22 protein-coding genes are annotated in these 10071 nt (G+C 69.6%); 1 reads left to right on the top strand and 21 read right to left on the bottom strand.

All coding sequences use genetic code 11. The features are described 5' to 3' along the window. Positions 1-56: 56 nt before the first annotated feature. Genes ACQEUU_RS36620 through ACQEUU_RS36605 form a run of 4 tightly spaced genes read right to left on the bottom strand, consistent with a single transcriptional unit; the run spans position 57 to position 3026 of the window. Complete coding sequence (locus tag ACQEUU_RS36620) at positions 57-635, bottom strand: hypothetical protein (RefSeq protein ID WP_433075297.1); 579 nt, start codon at positions 633-635, stop codon at positions 57-59. Then, complete coding sequence (locus ACQEUU_RS36615) at positions 632-916, bottom strand: hypothetical protein (RefSeq protein ID WP_433075294.1); 285 nt, start codon at positions 914-916, stop codon at positions 632-634. Before ACQEUU_RS36615 ends, ACQEUU_RS36620 begins: the two co-directional genes overlap by 4 nt. Next, positions 913-2205 carry a DnaB-like helicase N-terminal domain-containing protein gene (locus ACQEUU_RS36610; RefSeq protein WP_433075291.1) on the bottom strand — a complete coding sequence of 431 codons (1293 nt, stop codon included), beginning with the start codon at positions 2203-2205 and terminating at the stop codon, positions 913-915. The genes ACQEUU_RS36615 and ACQEUU_RS36610 overlap by 4 nt, the downstream gene beginning before the upstream one ends. Further along, a complete protein-coding gene (locus ACQEUU_RS36605; protein WP_433075288.1) occupies positions 2202-3026 on the bottom strand; it encodes a helix-turn-helix domain-containing protein in 825 nt (274 codons plus the stop codon). Before ACQEUU_RS36605 ends, ACQEUU_RS36610 begins: the two co-directional genes overlap by 4 nt. A gap of 240 nt (positions 3027-3266) precedes the next feature. Between ACQEUU_RS36605 and ACQEUU_RS36600 the strand changes: the two genes are divergently transcribed. Beyond that, positions 3267-3494 carry a hypothetical protein gene (locus ACQEUU_RS36600; protein ID WP_433075285.1) on the top strand — a complete coding sequence of 76 codons (228 nt, stop codon included), beginning with the start codon at positions 3267-3269 and terminating at the stop codon, positions 3492-3494. A 26-nt stretch (positions 3495-3520) separates the two neighbouring features. On the opposite strand, the gene ACQEUU_RS36595 is transcribed toward ACQEUU_RS36600, so the two are convergent. From ACQEUU_RS36595 to ACQEUU_RS36515, 17 genes are all read right to left on the bottom strand, one after another. Further along, entirely contained in the window at positions 3521-4195 is a 675-nt protein-coding gene (locus tag ACQEUU_RS36595) for a hypothetical protein (protein WP_433075282.1), read from the bottom strand. Further along, complete coding sequence (locus tag ACQEUU_RS36590) at positions 4195-4464, bottom strand: hypothetical protein (RefSeq protein WP_433075279.1); 270 nt, start codon at positions 4462-4464, stop codon at positions 4195-4197. Before ACQEUU_RS36590 ends, ACQEUU_RS36595 begins: the two co-directional genes overlap by 1 nt. Beyond that, positions 4465-4914: a WhiB family transcriptional regulator gene (locus ACQEUU_RS36585; RefSeq protein WP_433075276.1), complete on the bottom strand. Its 450-nt coding sequence runs from the start codon at positions 4912-4914 to the stop codon at positions 4465-4467. Further along, positions 4907-5227 (bottom strand): hypothetical protein, encoded by a 321-nt coding sequence (locus ACQEUU_RS36580; protein WP_433075273.1) that lies wholly within the window; start codon positions 5225-5227, stop codon positions 4907-4909. The genes ACQEUU_RS36585 and ACQEUU_RS36580 overlap by 8 nt, the downstream gene beginning before the upstream one ends. Further along, positions 5220-5444, bottom strand: coding sequence for a hypothetical protein (locus ACQEUU_RS36575; protein WP_433075270.1), 225 nt, complete (start codon positions 5442-5444; stop codon positions 5220-5222). The genes ACQEUU_RS36580 and ACQEUU_RS36575 overlap by 8 nt, the downstream gene beginning before the upstream one ends. After that, positions 5437-5784: a hypothetical protein gene (locus ACQEUU_RS36570; RefSeq protein WP_433075267.1), complete on the bottom strand. Its 348-nt coding sequence runs from the start codon at positions 5782-5784 to the stop codon at positions 5437-5439. Before ACQEUU_RS36570 ends, ACQEUU_RS36575 begins: the two co-directional genes overlap by 8 nt. Positions 5785-5917: 133 nt before the next feature. Next, positions 5918-6739 carry a hypothetical protein gene (locus ACQEUU_RS36565; RefSeq protein WP_433075264.1) on the bottom strand — a complete coding sequence of 274 codons (822 nt, stop codon included), beginning with the start codon at positions 6737-6739 and terminating at the stop codon, positions 5918-5920. A 134-nt stretch (positions 6740-6873) separates the two neighbouring features. Next, a complete protein-coding gene (locus ACQEUU_RS36560) occupies positions 6874-7080 on the bottom strand; it encodes a hypothetical protein (protein WP_433075261.1) in 207 nt (68 codons plus the stop codon). Then, complete coding sequence (locus ACQEUU_RS36555) at positions 7073-7225, bottom strand: hypothetical protein (RefSeq protein ID WP_433075258.1); 153 nt, start codon at positions 7223-7225, stop codon at positions 7073-7075. Before ACQEUU_RS36555 ends, ACQEUU_RS36560 begins: the two co-directional genes overlap by 8 nt. Continuing rightward, positions 7222-7470 (bottom strand): hypothetical protein, encoded by a 249-nt coding sequence (locus ACQEUU_RS36550; protein WP_433075255.1) that lies wholly within the window; start codon positions 7468-7470, stop codon positions 7222-7224. Before ACQEUU_RS36550 ends, ACQEUU_RS36555 begins: the two co-directional genes overlap by 4 nt. Then, positions 7463-7897 (bottom strand): hypothetical protein, encoded by a 435-nt coding sequence (locus ACQEUU_RS36545; protein ID WP_433075252.1) that lies wholly within the window; start codon positions 7895-7897, stop codon positions 7463-7465. The genes ACQEUU_RS36550 and ACQEUU_RS36545 overlap by 8 nt, the downstream gene beginning before the upstream one ends. Beyond that, positions 7890-8102 carry a hypothetical protein gene (locus ACQEUU_RS36540; protein ID WP_433075249.1) on the bottom strand — a complete coding sequence of 71 codons (213 nt, stop codon included), beginning with the start codon at positions 8100-8102 and terminating at the stop codon, positions 7890-7892. Before ACQEUU_RS36540 ends, ACQEUU_RS36545 begins: the two co-directional genes overlap by 8 nt. Next, complete coding sequence (locus ACQEUU_RS36535; RefSeq protein ID WP_433075246.1) at positions 8095-8478, bottom strand: hypothetical protein; 384 nt, start codon at positions 8476-8478, stop codon at positions 8095-8097. Before ACQEUU_RS36535 ends, ACQEUU_RS36540 begins: the two co-directional genes overlap by 8 nt. After that, on the bottom strand, positions 8475-8900 hold the full coding sequence (locus ACQEUU_RS36530) for a hypothetical protein (RefSeq protein ID WP_433075243.1): 426 nt from the start codon (positions 8898-8900) through the stop codon (positions 8475-8477). Before ACQEUU_RS36530 ends, ACQEUU_RS36535 begins: the two co-directional genes overlap by 4 nt. Continuing rightward, positions 8897-9469 (bottom strand): hypothetical protein, encoded by a 573-nt coding sequence (locus ACQEUU_RS36525; RefSeq protein ID WP_433075240.1) that lies wholly within the window; start codon positions 9467-9469, stop codon positions 8897-8899. The genes ACQEUU_RS36530 and ACQEUU_RS36525 overlap by 4 nt, the downstream gene beginning before the upstream one ends. Beyond that, positions 9466-9687 (bottom strand): hypothetical protein, encoded by a 222-nt coding sequence (locus tag ACQEUU_RS36520; protein ID WP_433075237.1) that lies wholly within the window; start codon positions 9685-9687, stop codon positions 9466-9468. The genes ACQEUU_RS36525 and ACQEUU_RS36520 overlap by 4 nt, the downstream gene beginning before the upstream one ends. Then, positions 9684-10058: a hypothetical protein gene (locus tag ACQEUU_RS36515; RefSeq protein ID WP_433075234.1), complete on the bottom strand. Its 375-nt coding sequence runs from the start codon at positions 10056-10058 to the stop codon at positions 9684-9686. The genes ACQEUU_RS36520 and ACQEUU_RS36515 overlap by 4 nt, the downstream gene beginning before the upstream one ends. Positions 10059-10071: the final 13 nt, after the last annotated feature.

Here is a 10071-nt window from a genome sequence, read left to right as displayed (position 1 = left end):
GGGCACGGGGTCCTCCTCGGGTCGGGAGTCAGGGGGTGGAGGGGAAGCCGGCGAGGTCATCCGGACTCGCCATGCTCGAAACGGGCAGAGCGGGCGGCGCGGTAGGCCTCTTCGATCACGGGCTCATAGCGATCCGTCCCTGGCAGCCAGCGGCCCCCCTGGACAAATCCAGGGCATCCGCATTCGATCCGCTCGTTACGCCCCCCGTGCTGAATGTCGAAGTGGCGCCCAGAGCTACACACACACCACTCGTAACCCTCATCGCCGAAGACTTCGATCTTCAGCCCCCGATTGCCGGGGTTGTCGACGAGCCTCTCAAGGCTGTGAGCTGTGGGGATGCTGCCCGAGAACAGGGCCGCCCGATCGCCGAAATGAACGATCTTCTCGGCGAAGGCGTACCACCGCTCATAGCCTTCTGGGTCGGATTTGGCCGGGTCGGCACCCTTCACTTCGATCCAGAGCTTCTGTTCTGGGAGGTAGAAGTCAGGCAAGTACAGAACGGCATCGATCATGAACCCTTGAGGTTCGTACTCCCAGGCGATACCGAGTTTGTCGAAGAACACCGCCCATCGGGCCTCCAGGCGAGACCTGAAGCGGCAGCCGGCGTAATGAGTCTCGATCGGTTTGATAGTCACAACGCCGCCTCCGCCTCGTCGCCGCCGAACACCGTGGCCCGGCCAGAGCAGGCGTTGATCGGCACGCCGAGTGGCAGGCCGTCCCTGGCCAGCGCTTCGCCGATTCGATTCAGCCAGCCCTTCGCCACGTCGGTCGGGTCGTAGTAGGTGGCGTCATAGGAGCCGTCGATCACCACGGCGATGTCGAAGCCGCCGTGCTTACTCGGGATGGCGACGACTCGGAGCCACTCCTCCCGCATTTTCAGCAGCGCGGCCGTGGTCTCGGGCGGGTAGATGCTCATGCCGTCTTCTCCAATGCGCTGGTCGGGGTCCAGTTCTTCTGCTCGTCGAAACCGATGAGCGCTTCCGTCCACGGCCACGCCCCGCCCGCGGTCAGCCGCTCCGGCCAGTCACGCTCGTCACGGTCGCCGCGCCACGACTCGACATCCACCACCCGGCTCGCGGTCGCGTCCTTCAGGTCCGCGCGCCGGATGCCGTAGCCGAACTCGGGCCAGCCGAGCAGTGCCGACGAGCCGCGGGGGCGCAGGTCGCGCCGACCGCCCGCGCCGAGCGCGTGGCCGGCGTGAGCTTCGAGGAGGACGCAGGCGCCGCGGGCGCGGATCATGTTCAAGGCGGCGAGGATCGGCGCCACCTCGTCGTCGCTGTTGAGCGCCCGCGGGGCGAGCCGGTAGAGCGGGCCGAGGAACACCACGTCGGGCTGGATGAGCGCGATACGGCGCATCAGCCACGACAGGTCCCGGTCGTTGGCGAGGTCGAGACCTTCCGGGCGGATCTCCAGCCACAGGTTCGTCTCTTCGATGGGGTGCCCTTGAAGGTTCGCCTGGGCGACCATCGGGCGCAGTTTGCGCCGGACCTGGGTGGCGGTGTTCTCGACGTCAAGGACCAGCACTCGGTGAGGCTGGATCGGCGTGTGCTTGAACGGGTGGATGCCCGCGGAAATCGTGACAGCGAGCTGCCTGAACAGGGTCGACTTGCCGAGCCCTTCCGTCCCAGTAAGGATCATGCGGTCGCCGCGCTCCAGCAGGCCGGGCACGATCCAGTCGTACGCCTCATCCTCAACGGCGAGGAACTGGCCGATCGTCTGCGTGTCGATGTCGTCTTCGCCGAGCTCGAAGTCGCGGACCTCTTCGAGCTCTCGCAGAGCGGCCTCGGTCAAGCCGTGGGCGTCCTCGCCATTCGTGCCCATCGCGCGCTGCACGATCCGCCTGCCGGCGGTCATGAGGCGGCGGCGGACGGCGTGGCCGCGGACGATCCGCGCGTAGTGGGTGACGTTGGCCGGGGTGGGGCAGGCGGCCATGACGGTGTGCAGGTAGGCGGCGCCTCCCGCCTTGTCCAGCAGGCCGCTGTCCATGAGGTGGGCCAGCACCGTCGTGGCGTCGACCGGCCTGCCGTCGCGGACGATCGCCAGGATCGCCTCGTGGATGACCTTGTGTCCGCCGCGGTAGAAGTCGCCCGTCGACAGGGTAGCCAGGCACTTCTCGGTGGCGGCCTGCGACCACAGCATGGCACCGAGGACCGACATCTCGGCTTGGATGTCGTGCGGTTCGAGCTGGCTTTCGTCGTCGATCATTCTCGCTCCATCCATCGGTTACGGGGGCTGGTCCTGGGGGGTGTGGTGACGCGTTGACCGTGGGATGCGCCGCGCGGGTGCCCGTTGCGCCGCTGCTGTTCTTCGGCGAATTGGCCGAGCACGAACTGGATGCTCGCGCCGGAGATGGGCTTGCCTTCGCGTCCGAGACGGTCGATGGCGCGGGCTAGGTTGTCGCGGCTGATGCCGTTGCCGAGCGCGCCGCGGAGCACCTGCCGGATCGCGATGAACTGCTGAGCGGTCTCGTAGCGCTCGAAGAACTTCGTCGTGAGGTCTTGCGCTTGCCGCTCCCGCTCGTCCATCTCGGACTTGGTCGCTCTTTTGCGTTTCGGCTTCGAGGAGTCGCCGGAGGTGCTATCACGCGTACGCGCGTCTTTGTTCTCTTCCGTAGGAAGAGAACAACCTGACGGTTCTGTGACGGTTACGCCCGCAGATTCTGCGGGGGTCGGGGCAGATTCTGCGGGGTGCGAATTCTGCGGGGGTGCATCTTCTGCCCCCCGCAGATTCTGCGGGGGTGCAGATTCTGCGGGGGTCGGATTCTGGGGGGGTCGGCTGACTTCCGAGGTCATCACGACGCGGTAGCGGTTGCCCTTGCCGGAGATCCGTTCGACGGCCAGTTCTCCCAGCCGTTCGAGGTCGGAAACCGCGGCCTGTACGCCCCGCTCCGACAGCCCGGTCTTGCGCATCAGCTCAGCCATGCTGGGGAAGGCGTTGGACCCGTCAGCGCTGGCGCAGTCCGCGATAGCGAGCAGCGTCAGGCGGGAGCCCTTCTTCGCCTTCGAGTGAGTCCAGACCCACTCCATGACCCCGATTGCCACGTGCCTTGCTCCAGTTGGTGAGTAGTTCTTGGTCAGGTGCGGAGCGGGACCTGTCTTCGGGGTCGTTCCACTTCAGTCCCCCTGGTCACTCAGGTGTTCGATTCTCATTATGCCTCACCCTGAGGCACACTATGGGGCATGCGCTGAGGCGCGCAATGTGCGAGACTGGTCGCCATGGACATAGGCCACCAGGTAATGCCGCATGCCCTGTGGCACCATGTGGGCATGGACGACGAGCTGCGACGGCATCTGCGACGGCTCGGCCGTGCCTACAGGGCGGCCATGGCTGCGGAAGAGAAGGCGCGTAAGGCGCTCGCTGACGCCGCTCTCAAGGCCGTGGACGAGCGCAATGAACCTGTCGGCGAGGTCGCCCGCGAGATCGGGTTCGACCGCGAGTGGATTCGCCGCGCCCGAATCACGAAGGCCAAGGAAGCGGCCTCCTCCGACTCCTGACGGGTTCACCGACCCGGGCCGGCAGGTCATGACGCCTCCCGACGCACACCCTTGGGCTTCTCGTCCGGGTCGTCGATGTCGTCCCACGCCATCGCCGGAACCCAGCCCCGCTCGATCGCGTTGCGCCGGCTCCGGGCTGCCGTCACCCGCTCGTACCGGGTCGCCTCGGGAGGCAACTGGCGGGCGAGTTGCTCGAACGCGCCGCGTATCGCCCGCGCCGTGGACGCCTGCACCTTCGGCCGGCGCAGCACCTCGAAGACGGTCGCCCGGCCCAAGCCCGCACACTCGGCGACGTGCTGGACGCTCCACCCGGCATAGATGAGGGCTTGGAGGCGCCGGCGGGTGCCGGTGCTGTCGACCCTCCTGCGGTCGGGCAGGTCGTCGGTGGTGATCCGCGCCGCCAGGACCTTGCGGGCGAACGCGGCACGCACGCGCACCCGGTCCGGTCTGGTGGCCCTGACCAGGTTGGGGGTGCCGACGCCGGTCTGCTCCGCTATCGCCTTCCACGACATGCCCGCCGCCCGCAGCCGCAGGAGATGCTCGCGCACCGGGGCGGCGTCCTGCCACGGCTGCCACTCGCCTCGCTCGATGAGCAGCAGCCGGCGCTTGACGTAGCGGCTGCACGCGGCCGTGCATGCGGTGCAGCGGCAGCCCGCGGTGTAGCGGCCGTAGTCGCCGTGCTGCGGCTTGCGGCGGGCCATCACGCCCCCAACCCGAGGATGTCGAGCAGTTCCGCTATCGCGTCGTCGCCGAGCTCGGCCGCGGTCCGCTGGACGAAGCGGCGGGCGGCGTCCTGCTCGGCGGCGTCGGCGTCGTAAGCGGCGCCCACGGTGAGGGTGCGCAGTTCCAATCCGGTGGGCTGCTTGTCGCGGCGGCTGCGCTCCACGGCCCGGTCGTTGGCGACGAGGGTCTGCTGCAGCAGGTGGGAGGCGTCCCGGTCCCGGTCGGGGGTGATTTTGCTGCCCGCCATCTACGCCACCTTCTTCCGGGTGCGGCGCTTGCGGTCGCGGAAGATGCGCTTCTGGGTGTTGGTGCAGGGCTTGCAGTAGGGGTTCAGGCCGTCACTGTTGCGGCGGTCCTTATGGAAGTCGGTGGCGGGCTTGACCTCGTCGCAGCACCGGCAGCGCTTGTCGTCGGCGGCAACAGGGGTGGGCTGCTCGGTGTGGGCGGCGCGGCGCATCCGCCGCCGACGCTCCTTGGCGCGTTCTTCGTCGGTCATGCCGCCCCACACGCCGTGCTCGCCGACGGAGATGGCGTGATCGAGGCAGGCGTTGACGATCGGGCACCAGGAGCAGAACTCCTGCTTGACCGCCTGCTCGCGATAGCTCTTCTCGGTGGAGCGCTCTCCGTCACGGCCGACGAACAGGCGGACGTCTTGGCCTTGGCACGCGGCGGAGTCCTGCCAGGACCAGTCACGCATCAGGGGTCTCCTCTCTCGGGTCGAGCTGGCGGGCGATCTCTTCCAGGGCGACTGCCGCCACCACCGAGGGCGCGGCGTGGATCAGTCCTGCCTGTGTGTGGCAGCGGCGGGTGAGAGCGTCTGTGAGCGGGTCCGGCCCGTGGGTGGCGCGCAGGTGCCGGGCGCGATCCCGCAGCATCTCCGCGGCGGCCTCACGGGCTCGGGAGTGGGCGTGGGCCTCGTGGAGGCGGAACTCGTCGGCCACGATCTCCTGCACTCGTGGAAGGTCCTCGGGGAGGCGCAGGACGGGGTCGGTAGTGGTCGTCTCAGGCACAGCCGGCCTGCCCCATCGTGTTACCGCTGCCGGGCTCGTCGGCCAGGCGGGCGGTCAGGTGGCGCCGAACCTTCCCGTCGCCGCCCTTCCTGGCCTTCTGCGTGCCGGAGTCGACGCCGATCTCGGCGCCGCACTCCCGCAGGATGCGTACCGCGCCCTCTACGGCCTTCTCGGAGCCGATCAGGCGGATCTCCGTCCACTCCGAGGCGCTAGACACGGGCCACCGCCTGACGTCCGACGAACACGCCCTCGTGCCCGGTCTTGGACTTCACCCAGGCGGCGGCCTCGGCCTGATGCTCGGGGTCGTAGCACACGTAGGCGGAGGCGTGCGGCAGGGCCGGGTCGTACACCTCCGGCCAGCACATCCGGCCCGCCTTGCGCCCGCAGTCCTCATCACACGGAGGCTCGCCCTTCGGCGGGCGGCCAGAGCCGGGGCAGCGGCCCGACACGAGCAGGCCGGTCCCTGTGCGGCCCTTGTGGGGTCGCACCTGCTCGTCGGCGTTCAGAGCCGAGTCGCGTCCGCAGACGCGGCACTCGGCGCGAGGGTAGGCGCTCACGGGCGCTCTCCTGTCTCAGGCTCAGGGGCGGGAAGGGGGGCGGTGCCGGGTCTCGGCTCACGGCACCACCGGGCGTGCTCCTCCGGGGTGAAGCCGTCGAACTCGGCGAGGGTGCAGCAGTACGGGAGGCCGGTCACGACGCCACCGCCCGCGCTTGCCTCCTGCGCCGGGCTTCGCGCATGCCTGCCACGATCAGCGGCGAACGATCCCCGGCCCGGTAGTGGGCGTTCCAGCAGGCGTTCACCTCGTCGTCGTCCATCGCGGCGACGCGCTCGGCGATCACGGCGTCGAGCTGCGAGTCCGGCACGTCGATCAGGTCGTCATCCCAAGCCATCGGCGGCAACCAGCCGCGGTCCGCGGCGTAACGGCGGGCACGACTGGCGGCGATCCGGTCGTGGTGGTCGTCTTCGGGGGGCGCCTGGTCCCACAGCTGGTCGTACAGGTCCCGCACCAGGCGGGCCGAGGCTGCGGTGACCGGCCCGTCGCCGATGAGGTTGCTGAAGTTGCTGCGCGTCCAGCCGATCCGGTCGGCGAGCTTCGCCTGTGACCAGCCGATCGTGACGAGCGCTTGGAGGCGGCGACGGGTGCCCGCCCCGTCGATGATGGTCCTGCCAGGCAGGATGTCGAGGGAGGGCTCGACGGCCAGGATGGCGGCGGCCAGCGCGGGCCGGATCTTCGTCTGGGGCTGGGTGCCGCGCTCGGTGCGCCCGTGCAGGATGGCCTGCAGCCGCTTCCGGTCGATGCCGGCGGCGGCTGCGATCGTGCGCAGTCCGAGATCGCACGCCTGAAGGTCGCGGATGTGCTGGCGGACGGGTTCGGCGTCGACGAACGGCTGCCACTGTCCGCGGCGCATGGCGAGTGTCCGCCGCTCGTGGTAGGTGGCGTTGGCGTAGCCGCAGGTGTAGCAGCGGCAGCCGTCGAGCTTGTAGCGGGCGTAGCCGTGGTCTCGGGCCATCAGTCACGCTCCTCGGGGAACACGTCGTGGGTGTCGGGCGGGCACACCGCAAGAGCGGCGGCCCGCAGGACTCGGAAAGGGATCTCGGCGAGGCTCACAGCGCCCCAGACGGCGGCGCGGGCCAGCAGGGAGGTTCATGACCCGTCCCTCCGCTCTTCCTCGATCAGGGCGGCGATCAGGCGGTCCCAGACGGGACTGTCGAGCGGCGGCACCTCCGTGAGAGCCGCACGCGCCTTCCGGTCGGCGCGGCGCGACAGCGCCCACATCGCCGAGAACCAGGCGAGGGCGGCCATGACGAGGGCGCCGACGACGGCCAGCGCCCGCACGATCACGTCAATCACGCCGGCCTCGTATCCGGTCCCACACCGCCAGGTGGGCGCACACGGCGAGGACGATGGCCACGACCGCGACGGCGGGCAGGAACAGACCGTTCCACTTGCCGTTGATCAGCAGGATCCAGAACGTCAGCTGCTCGAAGAACGTCACGGCCTGTCCCCCATCCGCTCGTGCAGCAGGGCGGTGGTGCCGCTCCGCTTGGCCTGGTCGAGCTCGACGGCCAGGCGGGAGTTGTCCGCCTGCAGGGAGGTGGCGGTCTCCATCAGGTCGGCCTTATCGGCACGCAGCCGGCGGATGGTGTCCTTCAGCTCGGAGATCCACAGGGCGGCGCCGCCTGCGACGACAATGAGGATGGCGGCGCAGCACACGAGCGCGATGGCGGTCTGGTCAGTCACCGGGCTCACCCCCGCCCGGCTTCCACTCGATGCCGAACAGGGCGCGGATCTCTCCGGCGGCGTAGTCCTGGCGTGCCGCCCCCGCCTTGTTGCCGACCTTGCGGTAGGCGTGCTCCGCCTCGGCCAGCTCGGCGAGGCGGGTCTCGGCCTTCTCTCGCAGCGCGGCGAGTTCGGCCTCCGCCTTCTCAGCGCGCTTCTTGAGGGCGTCCTGCTCGATGATCGTCTCGGCCACGTGGCTGCTGAAGTGGGATTCCGTGAGGGCGTTCTGCCCTTCAAGGTCGGAGAGTTCGCGGCGCAGCCGCTCGACCTCGGCCCGCAGTTCGAAGGCCACGTCTCGCAGCCGGATCGGGTCCGTGTCCACGAGCTCGTCAAGCTCGTCGTGCGAGGGCAGCTCGATCGGTTGCTCGGGGGTAAGCGGCTCAGGCATCGTCCCTCCCGGTCCTGTACACGCCCGCCATCGGGTCGGTGACGCCCTTGACGGTGATCTGGTGGGTTCCGGACGCCCACGCGTTCAGTGCGGTCCTGTGGCATGGCTCCGCGCACAGCAGCAGGTAGGAGCCGGGCGGGATCTCAGTCGTTGCCGTCTCGCCGGTGTTCGGGTCGTGGACGGTCACCTTCAGCGGCTCAGACATCGCCGTCTCCGTCCTGCTCGTCTCCGGCGAGTACCGCCACCTGCTCGGGCGTCAGGGCCTCCAGCGCGTCCCCCAGCTCGTGGATGAGCTGGACGGACTCCTCGGCGGGGAGGGCTGCGCTGATCACGTGCACCCGGTACAGGGCTCGTGCGGCGGCCAGCAGGGTCGGGGAGGCGACGACGACCGGGCCAGCGTCAGCCGGGACCACGACCGCGCGGAAGTGCTGGGTGTGGCCGGGCTTGCCCTTCGGCGTGAACTCGATCCGCAGGACGTTGCCCTCGCTGGCCACGTCCACCCAGCCGATGCGCCGGACCTCGTCGCGGACCTCGCTGCCGTACAGGTGGGCGGCGATCCTCTCCGGGGAGATGTCGGTCATGCCGCACCGCCGTTCCGGGCGGCCTCGTAGGCGTCCGCCATCGCGGCCAGGTGTGCGGCAAGCTCCCGCGCGCCTTCCGGATCCAGGTCCCACTCATCCACGCCGCGCGGGTTGAACAGGATGCCGTCAGAGGTGAGCGTGAGCAGGTCTCCGCCGTCGTCCCACTGGATGTCAAGCTCCTCGGGGCGCTCCAGCACGATCGGGGCCCGCTCGCCCTCGACGACGACCGCCCGGAAGTGCCTCACGGGCAGCGCCTTGCCTGTGTCCAGGTCGCACGGGGTGACGTCGAGGCGGACCGCGCCGCTGTTGGCGGCCACGGTCAACTCCCAGTCGTTGCCGTGGTGGTAGCGGCCACCACTTTTGGCCGCCGACGCCAGCAGGTCGGCGACGTTCTCCGGGGTGGGCTCGATCCAGGTCTTCACGCGACACCGTCCTCGGTGTCGAGCATCGACGCGAGCAGGTTCCGCATGTTGTCGTCGAGCCCGACATGCACCGCTCGCCCGTCCTTGTCGAGCATCCGGATGAGGGTCGCGCCGGTGATCTCGTCGGTCTCCATGTCGAACACCGTGGGCGCGATCTTCACGGGCTCCTCCCGGACCGTGGTGTCGCCGATGACGGCCGACGTCACCATCTCGTCGCTCGTCGCCGGCCGGACCACGATCTGCCGCTCGCCGTAGTGGTCGGCCGCCGTGACGGTCAAGAACACGTCGGCCGCCTCCTCGGCGCCCATCGGGTGCGACGGCCCTTCCTGGCCGGGGTAAGGGGCGGGCTGGCCGTCCACGAGGACCCGCCACTTGCCGTGGCCGGTCGAACGCGGCAGCAGGATCAACCCTTCGCCGTTCAGGCAGTCCTCCAGCGTGGAGGGCACCAGACGGCTGCCGTCCGGGAGCGGAACTTCCGTCTTGTCCTGCTCCTGCCACGCCTTGACGGCGCGGTCGATCGCCAGGGCGCGGAGCTTGTACGGGTTCGTCGTCGTCTCGGGGATGCTCATGAGGCTTCCTTCAGGGGGTTGTCGGTGAAGAACGGGTCGGTCCCGGCGAGAGGCCACATGCCGAGCGGGACGGTGCGGGGGCGGGAGAAGTCATCCACGGGCGCGGCGGCAGGCTCCGGCTTGCGCTTGCGCAGCTCGTCCAGCCAGCGGCGGCGGTGGCGGCCCTCGTGACGGGCGAAAGGCGCGGGCGGCTTCCTCTTCAGGTGGCGGCGGGTCACGAGTCGCCCTGCCTCGTCAGCTCGTCATGGGCGGCGTTGAACCGCTCCGCAGCCGCCTCCCGCTCCGGGGTCAGGCCGGGCTCGAACATGCTCGCCACCGGGAACGGCTCCGAGGCGGGCGGCGGCACGGGCGGCAGCAGCGAGATGTGATCCCCGCGCATCTTCGCCTCGCGCCGGCCGATCGAGTCGTACAGGTCGGCCATCACATCGTCGATGCTGTTGATCTCGGCCTGGTGGCGGGCCCGCTCGGCGCGCAGCAGTTCGAGTTCCTGCTGGTCGCGTTCGTTCAGCTTCCTCAGGTGGGCGATACCGGCGTCGGTGAGGGTGCGCAGGTTCGGGTTGTCGGCGGCGGTGGTGTACGGGTGAGCCATTGGTGATCTCCTG

This window comes from Nonomuraea sp. CA-218870, assembly GCF_050936535.1.
GTDB classification, from domain to species: domain Bacteria; phylum Actinomycetota; class Actinomycetes; order Streptosporangiales; family Streptosporangiaceae; genus Nonomuraea; species Nonomuraea corallina.
This window is presented reverse-complemented; position numbering and strand designations above follow the sequence as displayed.

Coding starts and splice junctions, on each gene's coding strand:
- ACQEUU_RS36535 (WP_433075246.1), bottom strand. CDS start 8,478: ATGACCGACATCTCCCCGGAGAGGATCGCCGCCCACCTGTACGGCAGC.
- ACQEUU_RS36605 (WP_433075288.1), bottom strand. CDS start 3,026: ATGGAGTGGGTCTGGACTCACTCGAAGGCGAAGAAGGGCTCCCGCCTG.
- ACQEUU_RS36565 (WP_433075264.1), bottom strand. CDS start 6,739: ATGGCCCGAGACCACGGCTACGCCCGCTACAAGCTCGACGGCTGCCGC.
- ACQEUU_RS36545 (WP_433075252.1), bottom strand. CDS start 7,897: ATGCCTGAGCCGCTTACCCCCGAGCAACCGATCGAGCTGCCCTCGCAC.
- ACQEUU_RS36525 (WP_433075240.1), bottom strand. CDS start 9,469: ATGAGCATCCCCGAGACGACGACGAACCCGTACAAGCTCCGCGCCCTG.
- ACQEUU_RS36590 (WP_433075279.1), bottom strand. CDS start 4,464: ATGGCGGGCAGCAAAATCACCCCCGACCGGGACCGGGACGCCTCCCAC.
- ACQEUU_RS36585 (WP_433075276.1), bottom strand. CDS start 4,914: ATGCGTGACTGGTCCTGGCAGGACTCCGCCGCGTGCCAAGGCCAAGAC.
- ACQEUU_RS36610 (WP_433075291.1), bottom strand. CDS start 2,205: ATGATCGACGACGAAAGCCAGCTCGAACCGCACGACATCCAAGCCGAG.
- ACQEUU_RS36595 (WP_433075282.1), bottom strand. CDS start 4,195: ATGGCCCGCCGCAAGCCGCAGCACGGCGACTACGGCCGCTACACCGCG.
- ACQEUU_RS36600 (WP_433075285.1), top strand. CDS start 3,267: ATGGACGACGAGCTGCGACGGCATCTGCGACGGCTCGGCCGTGCCTAC.
- ACQEUU_RS36540 (WP_433075249.1), bottom strand. CDS start 8,102: ATGTCTGAGCCGCTGAAGGTGACCGTCCACGACCCGAACACCGGCGAG.
- ACQEUU_RS36615 (WP_433075294.1), bottom strand. CDS start 916: ATGAGCATCTACCCGCCCGAGACCACGGCCGCGCTGCTGAAAATGCGG.
- ACQEUU_RS36515 (WP_433075234.1), bottom strand. CDS start 10,058: ATGGCTCACCCGTACACCACCGCCGCCGACAACCCGAACCTGCGCACC.